This is a genomic window from Mycobacterium triplex (assembly GCF_000689255.1).
GTDB lineage: Bacteria > Actinomycetota > Actinomycetes > Mycobacteriales > Mycobacteriaceae > Mycobacterium > Mycobacterium triplex.
Genome location: NZ_HG964446.1, coordinates 302,532 through 321,012, shown reverse-complemented (window position 1 = coordinate 321,012; position 18,481 = coordinate 302,532). Strand labels below are relative to the sequence as shown.

Here is an 18,481-nt window from a genome sequence, read left to right as displayed (position 1 = left end):
CCTTTCGAATGGGTTTGAGAATCGGTTCGAGCTTAGCGTGAGCCTCCCTCGGAGGTGGGATCCGACGCCTGCCACAGCCGCCGGTAGTAGCCGATGCGGGCCGGGTCCGGTTCGACGCCGTAGGCGCCGAAGAACTCGGGCTCCCAATTGCGGCCGGGGTAGTTCCAGCCCAGCGACAGCGTCGCGACCGCGAGGTCGGCCCACCGGTCGGCCACCCCGAGTTCGCCCAGGTCGACGTGTCCGCAACAACGACCGTCGTCGTCGATCAGGGTGTTGGGGGCGCACGCGTCGCCGTGGCAGACCACCAGCCGGTCGATCGGTGGCGGCTCGCCGACGCGGAGTCGGGCGGCCGGTGACAACGCGGCCAGCCGGCCCGGCGCCGACCACTCGAAAGGGCATGTGCGCATCGGCAATCCGTCGTGCAGTGCGCGTAGTCCGGCACCGATCGCGCGTACCGCCACCTCCGGCACCGCCAGCCGGCGCGGGTGCACCGCGGACAGGCCGGCCAACCCGCGGGTATGCAGCCAGGCAACGCCCGCGTCGACACCGAATCCGAGCACCCGCGGCACCGTCACGTAGCGAACCGCCCAGCGCAGCCGCCCGGCCTCGGCGGTGAAGTCGGCGCCCGGTGCGGTGGCCACCTTGACGAAATCCGGGGCCGAGCCGCCCGAGCCCAGCCGAAAGGTCACCCCGCCCTCCTCGTTGACCCAGACCGCGCGCACCGGCCGTCCGGCCGCGAACTGCTCGACGATCGCCGGCGCCGGCGGCGGGGAAGGCGGGAAGGTCACCGGTCACCTCTTTTCACCACTTCAGACGGCTGGATACCGGTGGCACTAGGCTGAGAAGCTGTGGAACCGGTATACGGGACTGTCATCCAGCTTGCTCGCCTGGTCTGGCGTCTGCAGGGCCTGAAGATCACCGTCTCCGGGGTCGAGCATCTACCGGCCAGCGGCGGCGCGGTCATCGCGATCAATCACACCGGTTACCTCGACTTCACGTTCGCCGGGCTTCCGGCGTACCAGCAGGGCCTCGGCCGCAAAGTGCGGTTCATGGCCAAGCAAGAGGTGTTCGACGGCAAGATCACCGGCCCGATCATGCGCAGCCTGCGGCACATCCCGGTGGACCGGCAGGACGGCGCGGCGTCCTACGAGGCGGCCGTCCGCAACCTCAAGGACGGCGAGCTGGTCGGCGTCTACCCCGAGGCCACGATCAGCCGCAGTTTCGAGATCAAGGAATGCAAGAGCGGTGCCGCGCGGATGGCCGTGGAAGCGGGGGTGCCGATCATTCCGCACATCGTCTGGGGTGCGCAGCGGATCTGGACCAAGGATCACCCCAAAAAGCTGCGTCGCCCGAAGGTGCCGATCACGGTGCTGGTCGGCGAGCCGATCGAACCGACGCTTGGCGTGCCGGAGTTGCGGGGGCTGCTGCACTCGCGGATGCAGCATTTGCTGGAACGGGCGCAGGAACAGTACGGACCGCACCCGGCCGGTGAGTTCTGGGTGCCGCACCGGCTGGGCGGCGGCGCCCCGTCCCTGGCCGAGGCGGCGCGCCTGGATGCCGAGGAGGCGGCCGCGCGGGCGGCACGGCGGGCTCAAGCCGCGGGGGCGCCGGAGTAGCCGCCGATGGTGGAGCCGACCTATCGCACGTTGGAGATCCTGTCCCAGTTGGGAGTGTTCGCCTCGGGCACCAGGATCAGCTACGGCGGGGTCGAGAACATCCCACGGCGCGGGGGTGCGGTGGTCGCCATCAACCACACCAGCTACGTCGACTGGCTCCCGGCCGGGCTGGCGATGCTCCGCCGCGGCCGGCGGCTGCGGTTCATGATCAAGGCCGAGATGCAGCAGGTGAAGGTGGTCAACTTCCTGATCAAGCGCACCGGAACCATTCCGGTGGACCGCAACGCCGGGGCGGGTGCCTACGCGGTGGCGGTGCAGCGGCTGCGCGAGGGGGAACTGGTCGGCGTCTATCCGGAGGCCACCATCAGCCGCAGCTTCGAGCTCAAGGAGTTCAAGACCGGTGCCGCCCGGATGGCCCGGGAAGCCGGCGTCCCGATCGTCCCCGTCATCGTGTGGGGTGCCCAGCGGATCTGGACCAAGGACCATCCGCGACACATCGGCCGCCACAACGTGCCGATCACCGTGCGGGTCGGCCCGCCGTTGCAGGCCGGCGACGACATCGCGCGGACCGACGACGCGCTGCGCGACTCGATGACCAAGCTGCTCTACGAAGCGCAGCAGCAATATCCGCACCCGGCCGGGGAGTATTGGGTACCGAACCGGCTCGGCGGAGGGGCGCCGACGATGGCCGAGGCGGCTCGGATCGAGGCTGACGAGGCCGCGGCGCGAGCGGCCAATCGCATTCCGCGCCAGTAGCCTTAGGGCGAAGGAGAAGACATGGCAGAGGGGTTCTACCGGTTCGGGGAATTGATCGTTCCCCCGCTGGTCGCGATGAACGGGACCAAGTTCACGTTCCACGGGCTACAGAACATTCCGCAACGCGGCCCCGCGCTGATCGCGCAGAACCACACCAGCTACCTGGACTGGCTGCCGTCGTTGTTCGCCGCGCGGGAACGAGGCCGGCGGATGTACTTCATGATCAAGGCCGAGATGGCCGACGTGAAGGCCGTCGACTACGTGATCAAGCACGCCCGACTGATTCCGGTGGACCGGCGCAATGGGCACGACGCCTTCGCGGCGGCGGTGCAGCGACTGCGGGCGGGTGAACTGATCGGGATGCACCCCGAGGCCACCATCAGCCGCAGTTTCGAGCTCAGGGACTTCAAGTCCGGGGCCGCGCGGATGGCGTTGGAGGCGCAGGTGCCGATCGTCCCGCTGATTGTTTGGGGGGCGCACCGGATTTGGCCCAAGGATCATCCAAAGAAGTTGTTCCGCAACAAGATTCCGATCACGGTGTCGGCCGGGCAGCCGATTCCGCCGCACGGTTCCGTCGAGCAACTCAACGCGACACTGCGCCAGGCGATGAACGGGCTGCTGTACCGGGTGCAGGAGGAGTATCCGCATCCGCCAGGGGAGTTCTGGGTGCCGCAGCGCCTCGGCGGCGGGGCGCCGAACCGCGATGACTCGCAGGCGATCCGGCTGGGCGAGCTGCAGCAGCGGGCCCAGAAGTACGGGACCGACGGGGTGACCCGGCCGGGCGAGAAACAAAGCGGGCGGCATTGACGAGGGCAACCGGCCGGGCGGGCGGAACGCCTGCGTGACGGCTCAATGACGGCGCCGACTTCGCGGCCGGCGCTCATCGCGTGCGATGTCGACGGCACCCTGTTCGACGACGACGAAACCATCACGCCGCGCACTCGTGCCGCGGTGCGCGCCGCCGTCGACGCGGGTGCCGAATTCATTGTGGCAACCGGCCGTCCACCCCGGTGGATACGTCCGATCGTGGAAGAGCTGGGGTTCGCGCCGATGGCCGTGTGCGCCAACGGCGCCGTCATCTACGACCCCGCAACCGACCGGGTGGTGTCGGCCCGCACCCTGCCCGTCGACACGCTGGCCGAGCTGGCCGAGCTGGCGACCCGCGTCATCCCGGGCGCCGGCCTGGCGGTGGAGCGGATCGGGCGCAGCGCCCACGACACGGCGACCCCGCAGTTCGTCAGCTCACCGGGCTACGAGCACGCGTGGCTGAACCCGGACAACACCGAGGTGTCGATCGAAGACCTGCTCAGCGCGCCGGCGATCAAGCTGTTGATCCGCAAGGCCGGGGCCCGCAGCGCGGACATGGCCGCCGAACTCGTCAAGCACGTCGGCGTCGAGGGTGACATCACCTACTCCACCAACAACGGCCTGGTGGAGATCGTGCCGCTGGGCATCAGCAAGGCCACCGGCATCGAGGAGATCGCCAACCCGCTGGAGATCGTCAGCGGCGAAGTGGTGGCGTTCGGGGACATGCCCAACGACCTGCCGATGCTGCGGTGGGCCGGTCATGGCGTGGCGATGGGCAACGCGCATCCCGAGGTGCTCGCCGCCGCCAACGAGGTCACCGCCCGCAACAGCGACGACGGGGTGGGACGCGTGCTGGAACGGTGGTGGGGCTAGCCGCCGCGCGCCGCTGCTGACCTCTGCCGAAGCCGTAGCAAATGTGGCAGACTGCCCGCGTGCCCGCGTTCTGGCCCGTTGCCCCTCGTCAGGTGTTCGCTTGCCCGGAGGGTGAGGCCGCCGCCGGTGGTGATCCGTCCGGGTCGAAGGACCGGTAGTGGCGACGGACGAAGACCCGCCGAAGGGCGGCGAGCCCACGGAAGACAAGCCGGACGACAAGCCGGACGAGAAGTCGGAGCCGGAGCAGCTCGCCGACAGCGGTGACGCCGGGCAACCTGCCGACCAGGACGAGTCGCGGCTCCCGTCCGGCGGCAGCATGGAGTTTCAGGATGCGGCGACGACCAGGCCGCGCCCGCCCACACCGGCCGAACAGCGGGCCCGGGCCAAGTACGAAAAGAAACAGAAGGAGCTCGAAGAGGCGCGGCAGGCGGCCGAGGAGAAGCGACGCCATCAGCGCCGGGTGTTGATGGGTGCCGCGGCCGCCGTCGGCGTGGTGGGCCTGGTTGCGGGCCTGGGGTATTGGGCACTGTCGGAGCCGAATGTCACCGCGCAGTGCGTCCAGGACGATCCGAGTGGTCAGCCGGTGATCGTGCCGGACAGTTACTGCACTGGTCATACCGCGGGGCTCAACGGCTTCTTCTTCTACGGCGGCCACCAATACCGTTACTACTACGGCAGTTCGGGCTCGGTGGGTTCCCGGCCGAGCGGCGGAACGACCGTTGCGCCCAAGGGCGCCAACATCACCACCAAGTCGGGGACCAGCATTTCCCGCGGCGGCCTGGGCGGCTCGTCGCCCGGGAAGAGCAGCGGCTCGTGAAGCGCGCGAGGCAGCGACCGCGGCCGAACTGGCAAACGATCGTGGAATCGCAAGGCCTGGTGTACGGGACGCCCGCGCGGGATGCCAGTGGCCGCAGTCGGCCGTATTGGGATGAGTCGGTGCACTACGAGTTCGAGATGGACGAGATCCTGGCGTTGGAAGCCGATGTCGAACTACTGCATTCGATGTGCCTGAACGCCGTCGAGCAGGTCGTCCTGATGGAGCGCTACGCGGAATTCGGTCTGCCGGAATGGAGTTGGCAGCCAATCGCCGAATCATGGCGGCGCGCCGACCCACACGTCTACGGCCGCTTCGACTTACGCTACGACGGACGACGGCCTGCGGTGCTGCTCGAGTACAACGCCGATACGCCGACAACGCTGCTGGAAGCCGCTATCCTGCAATGGTATTGGCTCAAGGACTGCCATCCCGACGACGACCAGTGGAACTCGTTGCATGAACAGCTGGTCGACCGCTGGAAGCAGCTACGCGATCTGCTGCCCAACGACGAGCTGCACCTGAGTTGGTCGGGCGTGGAAGCCACTGGCGAGGACCAGATTACGACCACCTATATGCAGGAAACGGCCGCGGAGGCCGGCTTTCAGACCGTCGGGCTGACGATCGAGGACATCGGCTGGGATTCCGCCCTCGAGCGTTTCGTCGATCTGGAAGAGTCGCCGATTCACGCGGTGTTCAAGCTCTACCCGTGGGAATGGGTGCTCGACGACGACTTCGGCAAGCACGTGGTGTCCAGCTTGCCGCAGACGGCGTGGATCGAACCGTTGTGGAAGACGTTGTTGTCCAACAAGGCGATTCTCGCGATCTTGTGGGAGATGTATCCGGGTCACCCGAACCTGTTGCCCGCCTACATCGACGATCCGCACGAGCTGACCGAATACGTGCGTAAACCCAAGCTGGGGCGGGAAGGCGCGAACATCACCGTCGTCGGCGCCGGCATCCAGACCGCCACCGGTGGCGTCTACGGCGAAGAGGGATACGTCTATCAGCTGCTGGACCCGCTGCCGGAATTCGACGACATGCGGCCCGCCCTGGGCGCGTGGATCGTCGGCGACACCGCGGCCGGACTCGGCATCCGTGAGACGGCGGGACTGATCACCGACGACGGCGCGGCCTTTGTCCCACACCGGATCCCCCAGAAGTGAGCCTCTGAGCAAGTGAACGGAGTTGATCATCGATGACAAGAAACATCGTGGCGCTGAATTCGGGCTACTGGGACCACGGCTATTGGGCGGTGCTCGGCCGGGGCGCGGCAGCCATCATCCTGTACGCGATCGTCGGCCTGGTACTGATGCTGGTCGGGTTCTACGCCATCGACCTCACCACGCCCGGGCCGCTGCGCAAGATGGTCAACGTCGGAAAGCCGAACGCGATCATCGTGTCCGCCGCGGGCATGGTGAGCATGGCGCTGATCGTGGTGCTGGCGATCTACTCGTCGTCCGGAAAGCTGGCCGAGGGTCTGGTCGGCTCGGCGGTGTTCGGGCTGGTGGGCATCGTCGCCCAGGTGGTGATGATGCGCATCGCGGCCGTGGTGATCGGCATCGACATGGACGCGTTGTTCAACTCCGACGAGTTCAACTACGAGGCGCTGATGGTGGCCGCCGCGCAGGTCGCGCTCGGCATCGTGGTCGCCGTCGCGATTCTCTGACGCGCAGCCGATCTAGCGGGAATCGAGGGCCCGCAGGCTTTTTGGCGGCACGGTGGAAGCGATCAGCGTGTCCGCGTCGATGGTCAGGGAACGGTAGGGCAGCGTCGGCAGTCGTGCCGACATCCGTGCGACGGGGTCCTCGCAGGCTTCGGCCAGCCCGGAAAGAAACGCCCATTCGTGTTCGTCACTACCGAAATAGACGACGGTGGGGAAGGTTTCGCGAAATCTCTGCCATGACAAGTGGAGTGATTCGTTGCGCCACAGCGTGGGACAGCCGGCCTGAGCGACGACCACGCGGCCGATGTCACGGCAGCGCCGGAGGAAGTCGGTGTGGTAGAGCCGGTTGTGCTGCACGGCCTCGGTGCGCTCGTCGGGCAGATCGATCACCACGATGTCGTACGACGTGGCGCAGCGGTCCACGAACTCCCAACCGTCGCGGTAGTGCATGGTTATCGGCCCGGATCCCTTTTCCGCCCTGCGCAATTCGTCCTCGGTATAGCCGTAGGGAAGGTACTGCGCGCACAGCCGGACGGCCTCGCGGTCGATGTCGACGTGATCGACATGGGTGGCCCCCGCCGATACCGCCTGCTGACTGACCACGCCCTCGCCCGAGCCGATGACGAGCACCTGCTCGACCTCGCCGGCCAGCAGCAGCGCCGGTACCAGCAGTGCTTCGTGATAGACGAGCTGGCTGAATTCGGTGCTCTGCCGTTCGCCGTCGCTGAACAACGAGACGCCTTGGTGGGTGCGGCCGATCACCAGGTTCTGGAAGTCGGTGTCGACGTCGCAGATGACCTCGGAAACGTCCCAGATCCGGGTCAGCCCCGGCGCCAGCGGTTCGGCGATCTCCCAGCGGTTATCGGCGGCGCTGTCGAAATATGTTGGCAACGCGAAGAATCCGTTGAACTCTACCGATGCGTAGCTGGCGGTGTAAGCGCCGGTGTCGGGGATCTCGACCCGGTCGCCGGGGCTCAGGCTGACCGGAAGCGGATAGCTTTGGTACAACACGTCGTCGCCGTCGCACGTCGGACCCGCGACGACCGCGTCATCGACGGGGTCGCCGTCGCGGTCGGTGAGCAGCCGGTAGCGGATGTACTCGTTCTCGGTCTCGGCAAGACCGCCGTAGCGACCGATGTCGAGGTATACCCAGCGCCGGGCATCTGTTCCGGTGCGCACCGCCGCCACCTCGCAGCTGATCGTGCCCGCCGTACCCGCGATCGCTCGCCCGGGTTCGACCGCCAACTGGGGCGGGCGGGCGCCGAAATGGCGGGCCAGCGCCGCGTCGATGGCCGCGGCGACGACGTCGAGATCCGGTGCGGTACCGGCATAGGCCAACGGGAATCCGCCGCCGACGTTGAGCGTGCTCAGGTCGCCCAATTCGTCAAAAATCGATGCGGCACAACGTATTCCCAGCTCCCACGCCGCCGGGTCGAGTTGCTGGGAGCCGACGTGAAAGCACACACCTTCGACACGAAGCCCCAGCCGCTGAGCACCCTTCAGCAATTCCGCGGCGGACTCCGGCGCGCAGCCGAACTTGTGCCCGAACGGCGTGACCGAGGATGGAAACTCCGGTGCGATGCGGCATTCCACGGCCGCTCCCGGGGCGTGCTCGGCAATGGCCGTCATACCCTGGCTGGTGTCGAACGTGAACCGCCGAACCCCGCGCGCGTACGCCCGGGCGATGTCGGCGGGCTTCTTGACGGTATTGCCGAATGTCATCAGGTCGCCGTCGATGCCGGCGGAGCCGCATGCGGCGATCTCGCCGACCGATGCGACGTCGAATGCCGAGCCCTCCGCGGCCAGCACTCGCAGGACCGGTTCGGCCGGGTTCGCCTTGACCGCGTAGCGAATCTGTGCCCGCGGAAATGCGGCGCGCAGCGCCCGGAAGTTCTTGCGCACCCGAGAAAGATCGATGCTCAGATACGGCGTCTCGGGCACAGGTCGCAGACTAGTACGCCGTTGGGAGGCGTGCTCGGGGCGTCAGGCGTCCGGGTGGGTGGGCAAGGAGAAGTGTTCCGGCGGGACGGCCGGGGCGCTGGGTTCCCGTCCCGAGAGCTTGGTGGTGATGCCGTCGAGGATCTCGCTGACGTCGCCGGTGAGGCGGTTGTAGTTCAGCGTCCCGTGCTGGAAGTTCTGCGTGATCTGCAGTGGCTCTTGGATTTCGGCACTGGTCGGCAAGCCCAGCGGGCCGCGCTCGTAGCTCTGCGAGGCCCAGGCGTCATAGATCGCGCCGGTGACGGGTTGTGCTCCGGTCACGGGGGACCAGTACATGGCGCCCTTGGCGAAGGTGGAGTAACGGGCATCGCCTTCGGCGTTGTCTTCCGGCGAGGTGGGCGCACCCAGCACGCTGTTCATCCCACCGAGTTCCTGCCAGTGCTGGTAGATGGCGCCGCCCTGCAACGCCTTGATCAACTCCTCCGGCGGATCGTTGAAATGGGATGCGATGTCCCGGATTTCGTCCATCAACGCATACGCGGCGTTGCCCGGACAGTCGGTGTTGCCGACGTCGCGGTGGGTGAAGATGGTCGGCAGTGTCGCGACGGCGCCGGCCGGAAACGTCGTGTAGTGGCTACCCGCGGACTCCAACGCCACCATGCCCTTGGGGTCGACGCCGTCCAGTCCCAGGCGCCAGCCCAGCAGCCGTCCGACGGCGCGAAGCGCAAGCGGTGTCGGCGGTACGTCGTCGAAGTTGCCGATCATCGCGACACCCCAGGTGTTGCGGTTGAATCCGCCGGTGTGGAAGCCCTCGACGGCCTTGGTGAGACCTCCGGCGCTGCCCTCGAACACCTGGCCGTACTTGTCGACCAGCGCGTTGTAGGCGATGTCGCACCAGCCCAGCGTCTTGCTGTGGTAGGTGTAGATCGCTTTGACGATGCCCGCCGATTCCAGCGGCGAGTAGTCATTGCTGCCGGCGGTGTGGTGAATGACGGCCGCGCGAACCCCGTTGTCGTATTGCGGACTACCGCACCGCAGCGACTCGTCGGCGCCCCATTCCGCCCGGCTGATGATGGCGGGCGCCTGGCCGGGCATCAGCACTCCCGACGGCGGCGTCCACGTCGTCTTGACCGGCGCCTGCGGCGGGGAGATGAGGATCGCGGAGATGTTCTGCCCGAACGGATGTTCCTTGGAGGCCGGCCGATAGCCCAGCTCGTTGACCGGTGCCGCGGGAGCCGGCCCCAGGGTCACCGCGGCATCGAGCGGGCGGGTGACGGCGATCTGCACGGTTGTCGTGGTGCCGACGAACACCGGATCGGTGCTGCGAGGTCCCTCGGTGGGTCCGGCCGATTCGCCGGCCGGTGGTCCGTCCGGCGCCGCGGTCTCGTACTCGGTCTGGTACCAGGGCCCCCACGAACCGTCGGGGTGTTTGGCCCGCACCCGGGTGGAGGTGCCGGCCAGGTCGCCGGTGAGCGCGACCAGCGAAAACGGCGCCTGCTGGGTGACTTCGCGAACCGTGACGCCGCCGCCTAGCCCGACCAGGGGCTGCTCGGTCAGTTTTGTTTCCCGAGCCGGTTTCGCGGCGGCGGGGGCGCCGTGGTCGCGGGTCAGGTCCGCGACCGCCGAAACGAGGACAACCGTGGCCGCGATGGCGGTAAGCAACATCGTTGGCGGACGGTGACGAGACGACACCAGCCGATGTTACGTGTGTTTCTGATGTTATTAATGAGGCGACACGAGTTTTCGTGGGGCTAAAACCTGTTCGACGGCACCGCAGAGGATTGGTGACTCTGCGGTGCCGTCAGGTAACGGGGCCCCCGAAAGTTCTAGACCGGAGGCAGCGCCGGGGGGAGCGCCGCGGCCGCACCCGGCAGGGCGCCGGCCGCACCCGGCAGAGCCGCGGCAGCACCGGGCAGGGCACCGGCCGCACCCGGCAGAGCCGCGGCAGCACCCGGCAGGGCACCGGCCGCACCCGGCAGCGCCGCAGCCGCACCCGGCAGGGCACCGGCCGCACCCGGCAGGGCACCGGCGGCACCGGGCAGCGCACCTGCGGCGCCGCCCTGGGCCTGCATGATGGCCGGCATCACCAGGCCCTTGAGCAGGTCGATGGCCTGACCGGCACCAAGCTGGTTGGCGGCTTGCATCACGTCGTTGACGAGGCCGCCACCGCCGCTGCTGCCGCCGCTGCCCGCCCCGCCGATCGGCGAGGCGCCACCCAGCGTCGACGGGTCACCCAGGATCGGGTAGGTGCCGTCGACACCCGGGTCCAGCGGCGCACTGATCGGCACCTCGCCGGGGGCGCCCAGGCCACCGGGGGTGAGACCGGCCGGGCTGGTCAGCCCCGGGTTGGCCAGCGCGGGGTTCAGCCCCGCGCCCGGCATCGTCGGCATACCGGGAGTGGTCGGCATACCCGGCGTGGTCGGCATGCCGGGAGTGGTCGGCACACCGGGTGTCAGCGCACCGGGCGCGGCACCAGGCGTCAGGCCGGGGCTGGTCAACCCCGGGCTCGTCAGGCCGGGACTCGTCAGACCCGGGGTGCCCAAGCCGGGAGTGCCCAGGCCCGGACTGGTCAGGCCCGGGCTCGTCAGGCCGGGACTCGTCAGACCCGGAGTGCCCAAGCCGGGAGTGCCCAGGCCCGGACTGGTCAGGCCCGGGCTCGTCAGGCCGGTAGTCCCCAGGCCCGTCGTCCCGGTGCCGGTACCGCCCAGGGCGGGCACCGGTGGCAGGTTGATCCCGAACTGGGACAGACCCTGGGTCAGCGCGCCCACCAGCTCGCCGGGCAGGTCGGACATGACCGCTGCCTGCTTGAACTCGTGGTGCTCGACCGGCTTGTTGCTGGCGGTCGATTCGTAAACAAGGAAGTAAGCGCAAGGACTCGCCACTGCCAGGGCGGCGACCGCGCTCATGGCTGTCGAGAGCTTGCGACGGCGTCGGTTCGGCACGGAAGTCTCCTCAATTCATCGGTTGTGTCGGCGGATCCCGCCGGTCCGTATCCGGTGGGAACCACACAGGTTCGATGGTACGAGTGAGAAACCTGTTACTAGAGTGGTGATATGGAATCGTGAGGTATTTGCGACCCTGCGCGTTACGTGCGATTCGGGTCACTGCTAACCAGTCTTCACGTGCCGGAATCCCGACTCGTCAGCCTCGCCAACTGGGGGCGCGCCCGCGGGGTCGGATACCCTAAGCAACCGATGACCGCTCGTTTTGACCTCCTCGTCGTCGGATCCGGATTCTTCGGCCTCACCATCGCCGAACGTGTGGCCAGCCAACTCGGAAAGCGTGTGCTCGTCGTCGAGCGACGCCCGCACATCGGCGGCAACGCCTATTCCGAACCCGAACCGCAGACCGGCATCGAGGTACACAAGTACGGCGCTCACCTGTTCCACACCTCGAACAAGCGGGTCTGGGATTACGTGCGGCAGTTCACCGAATTCACCAACTACCAGCACCGCGTCTTCGCGATGCACAACGGGCAGGCCTACCAATTCCCGATGGGGCTGGGCCTGGTGTCGCAATTCTTCGGCAAGTACTTCACCCCCGAGCAGGCCCGGCAGCTGATCGCCGAGCAGGCCGCCGAGATCGACACCGCCGACGCGCAAAACCTCGAGGAGAAGGCGATCTCGCTGATCGGCCGGCCGCTGTACGAGGCGTTCGTCAAGGGCTACACCGCCAAGCAGTGGCAGACCGATCCGAGGGAACTGCCCGCGGCCAACATCACCCGGCTGCCGGTGCGCTACACCTTCGACAACCGCTACTTCAACGACACCTACGAGGGCCTGCCGGTCGGCGGTTACACCGCATGGCTGCAGAACATGGCCGCCGATGACCGCATCGAGGTCCGGTTGGACACCGACTGGTTCGACGTCCGCGATCAACTGCGCGCCGAGAGTCCCGATGCCCCGGTCGTCTACACCGGCCCGCTGGACCGCTACTTCGACTACGCCGAAGGCCGGCTCGGCTGGCGCACCCTCGACTTCGAGCTCGAGGTGCTACCCGTCGGCGACTTCCAGGGCACGCCGGTGATGAACTACAACGACCTCGACGTCCCCTACACCCGCATTCACGAGTTCCGTCACTTCCACGTCGAGCGCGATTACCCGACCGACAAGACGGTGATCATGCGGGAGTACTCCCGGTTCGCCGCGGACGACGACGAGCCCTACTATCCGATTAATACCGAGGCCGACCGCGCCCTGTTGGCCGCCTACCGGGGGAGGGCGAAGTCCGAGACCGCTGCTTCGAAAGTGCTTTTCGGCGGGCGGCTGGGCACCTATCAGTATCTGGATATGCATATGGCGATTGCCAGCGCACTGAACATGTACGACAACACCCTCGCGCCGCATCTGCGCGACGGAACGCCGTTGACCGAAGAGGAAGGCGCGCGCGGATGACCGCCGTGAGCTTGCTGTCCCGAATCATCTTGCCGCGTCCGGGGGAACCGCTCGACGTGCGCAAGCTGTACCTCGAGGAGTCGACCACAAACGCCCGGCGGGCGCATGCGACCAGCCGCACGTCGCTGGAGATCGGCAAGGAGTCCGAGGTCTCCTTCGCCACGTACTTCAACGCCTTCCCGGCCAGCTATTGGCGCCGGTGGTCGATCTGCACCTCGGTGGTGCTGCGCGTCGAGCTCACCGGGACCGGGCGCGTCGACCTGTACCGGACCAAGGCCACCGGCGTGCGGATCTCGGTGGAGGGCCGTCAATTCGTCGGCACCGACGAGCAACCGGCCGTCGTCGAGATCGAGGTGCCGCTCAAGTCGTTCGAAGACGGCGGCTGGATCTGGTTCGACATCACCACCGACACCGCGGTGAACGTGCTCAGCGGTGGCTGGTACGCGACCGAGCCCGCCCCGGGCACGGCCAACATCGCCGTCGGTATCCCGACGTTCAACCGGCCCGCCGACTGCGTCAACGCGCTGGCCGATCTCACCGCAGACCCGTTGGTGGACAAGGTAATCGGTGCGGTGATCGTCCCGGACCAAGGCACCCGCAAGGTGCGCGACCACCCGGACTTCCCGGCGGCGGCCGCCGGCCTGGGCGATCGGCTCTCCATCCACGACCAGCCCAACCTCGGCGGTTCCGGGGGCTACAGCCGGGTGATGTACGAGGCGCTGAAAAACACTGACTGCCAACAGATCCTGTTCATGGACGACGACATCCGCATCGAGCCGGACACGATCCTGCGGGTGCTGGCGATGAACCGCTTCGCCAAGAAGCCGACGCTGATCGGCGGTCAGATGCTCAATTTGCAGGAGCCGTCGCACCTGCACATCATGGGCGAGGTCGTCAATCAGTCGAACTTCATGTGGACCGCCGCGCCGCATGCCGAGTACGACCATGACTTCGCCCAATTCCCGTTGAACGACAAGAACGATCGCAGCGCGCTGCTGCACCGTCGCATCGACGTCGACTTCAACGGTTGGTGGACGTGCATGATCCCGCGCCAGGTCGCCGAGGAGCTGGGCCAGCCGCTGCCGCTGTTCATCAAGTGGGACGACGCCGAGTACGGCCTGCGCGCCGGTGAGCACGGCTACCCGACGGTCACGCTGCCCGGCGCCGCGATCTGGCACATGGCGTGGAGCGACAAGGACGATGCGATCGACTGGCAGGCCTACTTCCACCTGCGCAACCGGCTGGTGGTCGCCGCTCTGCACTGGGACGGCGACATCACCGGCCTGGTCCGCAGCCACCTCAAAGCGACGCTGAAACACCTTGCCTGCCTTGAATATTCGACGGTAGCGATCCAGAACAGGGCCATCGACGACTTCCTGGCCGGCCCGGAGCACATCTTCTCGATCCTGGAATCGGGGCTGCCGGAAGTGCATCGGTTGCGCAAGGACTACCCGGATGCCGTCGTGCTGCCGGCGGCGAGCGAACTGCCTGCGCCGCAACACAAGACAAAGGCGATGAAGCCGCCGGTGCACCCGGTGTCGATCAGCTACCGGCTGGCTCGCGGGATTTTGCACAACCTCAAGGCCGCCGACCCGGAAAGCCATCAGCGTCCGGAGTTCAACGTGCCGACCCAGGATGCGCGCTGGTTCCGGCTGTGCACCGTCGACGGTGTCACGGTCACCACGGCCGACGGTTGCGGCGTGGTCTACCGGCAGCGCGATCGGCGCAAGATGTTCCGCCTGCTGCTGGAATCGCTGCGCCGCCAGCGGCAGCTGTTGAGCCGGTTCGACGAGATGCGCCGGGTGTACCGCGGCGCGCTGCCGGTGCTGTCCAGCAAGCAGAAGTGGGAAACGGTGCTGCTTCCGGAAGCAAGCCATGCCTGAAGTGGCGCCGCGCGGCGAAGTGGCCGCGATGGTTGCCGTTCAGTCGGCCCTGGCCGACCGTCCCGGACTGCTGGCGACCGCGCGCGGAATGTCTCACTTCGGTGAGCACAGCGTCGGTTGGCTGATCGTCGAACTGCTGGGCGCCCTGTTGCGGGAGCGCCGTCGCCGGGAATGGCTGGTGGCCGCCGCCGGCACGTTCGCCGCGCACGCGGCCGCCGTGCTGATCAAGCGGGTGGTGCGCCGCAAACGCCCGCACGACCCGGCCGTGCAGGTCAATGTCGGCACCCCCAGCGAGTTGAGCTTCCCGTCGGCGCACACCACCTCCACGACGGCCGCCGCCGTGCTGATGGGCCGGGCCACCGGACTGCCGCTGCCGGTGGTGCTGGTCCCGCCGATGGCGCTGTCGCGGATACTGCTGGGCGTGCACTATCCCAGCGACGTTGCTTTCGGCGTGGCGCTCGGCGCCGCGGTCGCGCGCCTTGCACTCTGGCTCGATAGAAAGTCGAGGTAGGTGTGACCGAAATGAGCGAAGAGGTGGTGACCGGGCGACCCCCGGCGAACCTGATCACCGGGTTGATCAAGGCCGTGCGCCCGCGGCAATGGGTGAAGAACGTGTTGGTGGTGGCCGCCCCGGTGGCGGCGGCCGGCCGCGGCGTCCGCTACGACTACGCCGAGGTGGCGACCAAGGTCGGCGTGGCCTTCGTGGTGTTCTGCCTGGCGGCCTCGGCGATCTACCTGATCAACGACGTGCGCGACGTGGACGCCGACCGAGAGCACCCCACCAAGCGGTTCCGGCCGATCGCGGCCGGCGTGGTGCCCGAATGGCTGGCCTATGCGCTGGCCGTGGTGCTGGGGGCGGCCTCGGTGGGGATTTCCTGGTGGCTCACACCCAATCTCGCGGTGGTGATGGGCGTCTACCTGGCCATGCAGCTGGCCTACTGCTTCGGCCTGAAACACCAAGCGGTGATGGACATCTGCATCGTGTCGTCGGCGTATCTGCTGCGGGCGATTGCCGGCGGTGCGGCCACCGACATCCCGCTGTCCCAATGGTTCTTGCTGACGGCGGCGTTCGCGTCGCTGTTCATGGTGGCCGGCAAGCGCTACGCGGAGTTGCAGCTGGCCGAGCGCACCGGAGCGGCGATCCGCAAATCGCTGGAAAGCTACACCAGCACCTATCTGCGATTCGTCTGGACCATGTCGGCCACCGCGGTGGTGTTGTGCTACGGGATGTGGGCGTTCGAGCGCGACCGCTACTCGGGTTCCTGGTTCGCGGTCTCGATGGTCCCCTTCACGATCGCGATCCTGCGCTATGCGGTCGACGTCGACGGCGGACTGGCCGGCGAGCCCGAAGACATTGCGCTGCGGGACCGGGTGTTGCAGCTGCTGTTCCTGGCGTGGATCGCAACAGTTGGTGCCGCCGTTGCCTTCGGCTAGCCCGGGTCTGGAGGCGCTGAAGCGTTTCAACGGTTCTGTGCTGCGCCGTCGGCCGCGGGGTGGCCGGCCGCCGTTCCCGTACGACCCCGTGGTTCGGATCAGCCTGTGGGCGAGCGTGGCGGTGGTCGCCGGACTCTTCGGTTGGGGAGCGTGGCAGCGGCGCTGGATCGCCGACGACGGACTGATCGTGCTGCGCACGGTGCGCAACATGCTGGCCGGCAACGGGCCGGTGTTCAACCAGGGCGAGCGGGTCGAGGCGAACACCTCCACGGCGTGGACCTACCTGATGTACCTCGGAAGCTGGGTCGGCGGGCCGCTGCGCATCGAGTACGTGGCGCTGACTCTGGCACTCGTCCTGTCTGTGTCGGGTGTGGTGCTGCTGATGCTCGGCACCGGCCGGCTCTATGCCCCCAGCCTGCGGGGACGCCGGGCGATCATGCTGCCCGCCGGGGCGCTGGTCTACATCGCGCTGCCACCGGCGCGGGACTTCGCCACGTCGGGTCTGGAGAGCGGGCTGACGCTGGCCTATCTGGGGTTGCTGTGGTGGATGATGGTGTGCTGGTCGCAGCCGCTGCGCAACCGGCCGGACACGGACGTGTTCCTCGGGGTCCTGGCCTTCGTCGCGGGGTTCAGTGTGCTGGTGCGTCCCGAGCTCGCGCTGATGGGCGGTCTGGCTCTGATCATGATGCTGATCGCGGCCCGGACCTGGCGTCGGCGGGTGCTGATCGTGGTGGCCGGCGGGTTGCTTCCGGTGGCCTATCAGATCTTCCGGATGGGCTACTACGGCCTGCTGGTGCCGGGGACGGCGTTGGCCAAGGACGCCGCCGGTGACAAGTGGTCCCAGGGCATCATCTACCTCTCGAACTTCATCTCGCCCTACGCCGTGTGGCTGCCGGTGCTGCTGCTGGTGCCGCTGGGGGTGCTGCTGATGCTGGCGCGCCGCCGGCCGTCGTTCCTGCGCCCGATGCTCGCGCCCAACTACGGGCGGGTGGCGCGCGCCGTGCAAAGCCCGCCGGCGGTGGTGGCCTTCGTCCTGGTGAGCGGAGCGCTGCAGGCCCTCTACTGGACCCGGCAAGGCGGCGATTTCATGCACGCGCGGGTGCTGCTGGCGCCGCTATTTTGTTTGCTGGCGCCAGTCGCCGTGATCCCCGTGCTGATCCCTGACGGGCAGGACTACTCGCGTGAAACGGGCTACTGGCTGGCCGGCGCGGCCGGCCTGCTGTGGCTCGGAATCGCGGGCTGGTCGCTGTGGGCAGCAAACTCTGGCGGGATGGGTTACGACGCCACCCACGTCACCTACAGCGGCATCGTCGACGAGCGACGCTTCTACGCCCAGGCGACCGGCCACGCGCACCCGCTGACCGCCGCGGATTACCTCGATTACCCGAGGATGGCGGCGGTGCTGGCGGCGCTGGACAACACCCCGGACGGGGCGTTGTTGCTGCCGTCCGGCAACTACATCCAGTGGGACATCGTGCCTCAGGCGCAGCAGCCACCGCCGGCCCCGGGCAGCCCCCCCGACAGCAAACCGCCGCAAAAGCCGCAGCACGCAGTGTTTTTCACGAACTTGGGCATGCTGGGCATGAACGTCGGGCTCGACGTGCGCGTGATCGACCAAATCGGGCTGGCGAACCCGCTCGCCCAGCACACCCAGCGCCTGGCGCACGGCCGGATCGGGCATGACAAAAACCTCTTCCCGGACTGGGTGATCGCCGACGGCCCGTGGGTGAAGGTGTATCCGGGCATCCCGGGCTATCTGGACGCGAATTGGGTTGCCCAGGCGGTGGCGGCCCTGCAGTGTCCCGACACCAAGGCGGTGCTGGCGTCGGTGCGCGCCCCGATGTCGCTGCACCGGTTCGTCTCAAACTTCTTGCACTCCTTCGAGTTCACCGCGTACCGGATCGACCGGGTCCCGCTGTACGAACTCGCCAGGTGTGGGCTGCCGGTGCCCGAACCCGGCCCGCCGCCGCCTCGGGAGTGAATATTGCGTGGATAAATCTCACACATCGCGAACCGGTCACAATCCTGCGCGTGGCGATACTTACAGCAAATTCACATCTGCAACGTCACCAGTGCGCCCTGACCGCCCGGCACATGCGGAAATGCCGCCGTGAGGCATCGAGACCGGCCCGGAAATCCCTAGAAATCGCGGCCCGGCGAGGGTTTGCGGAGCGTCCTCGATGAGAGCCCGCGCGGGTTCGTGTGGTTGACTACACAAGCACTGCTGCGCCTACGCGTATGCGAGTACGACCCCAATCAACGACGCGCCCTGCTGAAGGACGCGCCGAAAGGATGAGGAA

Annotated in this window: 16 protein-coding genes; 12 read left to right on the top strand and 4 right to left on the bottom strand. The window is 67.7% G+C overall.

Annotated features, from left to right (window positions below; genetic code table 11):
• Positions 1-32: 32 nt before the first annotated feature.
• Positions 33-788: an aminoglycoside phosphotransferase APH(3') gene (locus BN973_RS01455; RefSeq protein ID WP_036465454.1), complete on the bottom strand. Its 756-nt coding sequence runs from the start codon at positions 786-788 to the stop codon at positions 33-35.
• 60 nt (positions 789-848) lie between these two features.
• On the opposite strand from BN973_RS01455, the gene BN973_RS01450 reads away from it, so the two are divergent.
• The 7 genes from BN973_RS01450 to BN973_RS01420 all read left to right on the top strand — a co-directional run bounded on the left by BN973_RS01450 (position 849) and on the right by BN973_RS01420 (position 6,535).
• Positions 849-1,616 (top strand): lysophospholipid acyltransferase family protein, encoded by a 768-nt coding sequence (locus BN973_RS01450; protein ID WP_036465453.1) that lies wholly within the window; start codon positions 849-851, stop codon positions 1,614-1,616.
• Between the two features lie 6 nt (positions 1,617-1,622).
• Positions 1,623-2,372: a lysophospholipid acyltransferase family protein gene (locus BN973_RS01445; RefSeq protein WP_036465452.1), complete on the top strand. Its 750-nt coding sequence runs from the start codon at positions 1,623-1,625 to the stop codon at positions 2,370-2,372.
• A 21-nt stretch (positions 2,373-2,393) separates the two neighbouring features.
• Positions 2,394-3,179 (top strand): lysophospholipid acyltransferase family protein, encoded by a 786-nt coding sequence (locus tag BN973_RS01440; protein WP_036465450.1) that lies wholly within the window; start codon positions 2,394-2,396, stop codon positions 3,177-3,179.
• Between the two features lie 45 nt (positions 3,180-3,224).
• Positions 3,225-4,052, top strand: coding sequence for a Cof-type HAD-IIB family hydrolase (locus BN973_RS01435; RefSeq protein WP_036465449.1), 828 nt, complete (start codon positions 3,225-3,227; stop codon positions 4,050-4,052).
• Between the two features lie 157 nt (positions 4,053-4,209).
• The gene (locus BN973_RS01430) at positions 4,210-4,869 is read left to right on the top strand and encodes a hypothetical protein (protein WP_232232008.1); all 660 of its coding nucleotides are present in this window, start codon (positions 4,210-4,212) and stop codon (positions 4,867-4,869) included.
• Positions 4,866-6,032: a glutathionylspermidine synthase family protein gene (locus tag BN973_RS01425; protein ID WP_036465448.1), complete on the top strand. Its 1,167-nt coding sequence runs from the start codon at positions 4,866-4,868 to the stop codon at positions 6,030-6,032. Before BN973_RS01430 ends, BN973_RS01425 begins: the two co-directional genes overlap by 4 nt.
• 32 nt (positions 6,033-6,064) lie before the next feature.
• A complete protein-coding gene (locus tag BN973_RS01420; protein ID WP_036465447.1) occupies positions 6,065-6,535 on the top strand; it encodes a DUF350 domain-containing protein in 471 nt (156 codons plus the stop codon).
• A gap of 12 nt (positions 6,536-6,547) precedes the next feature.
• Here the strand turns inward: BN973_RS01420 and BN973_RS31530 are convergent, their stop codons facing one another.
• From BN973_RS31530 to BN973_RS01400, 3 genes are all read right to left on the bottom strand, one after another.
• A complete protein-coding gene (locus BN973_RS31530; protein WP_232232007.1) occupies positions 6,548-8,473 on the bottom strand; it encodes a spermine/spermidine synthase domain-containing protein in 1,926 nt (641 codons plus the stop codon).
• Between the two features lie 42 nt (positions 8,474-8,515).
• Complete coding sequence (locus BN973_RS01405; protein WP_407067555.1) at positions 8,516-10,162, bottom strand: N-acetylmuramoyl-L-alanine amidase; 1,647 nt, start codon at positions 10,160-10,162, stop codon at positions 8,516-8,518.
• 134 nt (positions 10,163-10,296) lie between these two features.
• Entirely contained in the window at positions 10,297-11,412 is a 1,116-nt protein-coding gene (locus tag BN973_RS01400; protein WP_198048877.1) for a PirG, read from the bottom strand.
• A gap of 252 nt (positions 11,413-11,664) precedes the next feature.
• On the opposite strand from BN973_RS01400, the gene glf reads away from it, so the two are divergent.
• Genes glf through aftB form a run of 5 tightly spaced genes read left to right on the top strand, consistent with a single transcriptional unit; the run spans position 11,665 to position 18,162 of the window.
• A complete protein-coding gene (gene glf / locus BN973_RS01395) occupies positions 11,665-12,864 on the top strand; it encodes a UDP-galactopyranose mutase (RefSeq protein ID WP_036465443.1) in 1,200 nt (399 codons plus the stop codon).
• The gene (locus tag BN973_RS01390) at positions 12,861-14,747 is read left to right on the top strand and encodes a glycosyltransferase (protein ID WP_036465441.1); all 1,887 of its coding nucleotides are present in this window, start codon (positions 12,861-12,863) and stop codon (positions 14,745-14,747) included. The genes glf and BN973_RS01390 overlap by 4 nt, the downstream gene beginning before the upstream one ends.
• The gene (locus BN973_RS01385) at positions 14,740-15,258 is read left to right on the top strand and encodes a phosphatase PAP2 family protein (protein WP_036465439.1); all 519 of its coding nucleotides are present in this window, start codon (positions 14,740-14,742) and stop codon (positions 15,256-15,258) included. The genes BN973_RS01390 and BN973_RS01385 overlap by 8 nt, the downstream gene beginning before the upstream one ends.
• An 11-nt stretch (positions 15,259-15,269) precedes the next feature.
• Positions 15,270-16,181, top strand: a complete 912-nt coding sequence (locus BN973_RS01380) for a decaprenyl-phosphate phosphoribosyltransferase (protein ID WP_036471907.1) — start codon at positions 15,270-15,272, stop codon at positions 16,179-16,181.
• On the top strand, positions 16,168-18,162 hold the full coding sequence (gene aftB / locus BN973_RS01375; RefSeq protein ID WP_269147630.1) for a terminal beta-(1->2)-arabinofuranosyltransferase: 1,995 nt from the start codon (positions 16,168-16,170) through the stop codon (positions 18,160-18,162). Before BN973_RS01380 ends, aftB begins: the two co-directional genes overlap by 14 nt.
• Positions 18,163-18,481: the final 319 nt, after the last annotated feature.

What these genes read in the sequence shown, in the direction of transcription:
- BN973_RS01445 (WP_036465452.1), top strand. Translation starts at nt 1,623, where the DNA reads ATGGTGGAGCCGACCTATCGCACGTTGGAGATCCTGTCCCAGTTGGGA.
- BN973_RS01440 (WP_036465450.1), top strand. Translation starts at nt 2,394, where the DNA reads ATGGCAGAGGGGTTCTACCGGTTCGGGGAATTGATCGTTCCCCCGCTG.
- BN973_RS01435 (WP_036465449.1), top strand. Translation starts at nt 3,225, where the DNA reads ATGACGGCGCCGACTTCGCGGCCGGCGCTCATCGCGTGCGATGTCGAC.
- BN973_RS01420 (WP_036465447.1), top strand. Translation starts at nt 6,065, where the DNA reads ATGACAAGAAACATCGTGGCGCTGAATTCGGGCTACTGGGACCACGGC.
- glf (WP_036465443.1), top strand. Translation starts at nt 11,665, where the DNA reads ATGACCGCTCGTTTTGACCTCCTCGTCGTCGGATCCGGATTCTTCGGC.
- BN973_RS01390 (WP_036465441.1), top strand. Translation starts at nt 12,861, where the DNA reads ATGACCGCCGTGAGCTTGCTGTCCCGAATCATCTTGCCGCGTCCGGGG.
- BN973_RS01385 (WP_036465439.1), top strand. Translation starts at nt 14,740, where the DNA reads ATGCCTGAAGTGGCGCCGCGCGGCGAAGTGGCCGCGATGGTTGCCGTT.
- BN973_RS01380 (WP_036471907.1), top strand. Translation starts at nt 15,270, where the DNA reads ATGAGCGAAGAGGTGGTGACCGGGCGACCCCCGGCGAACCTGATCACC.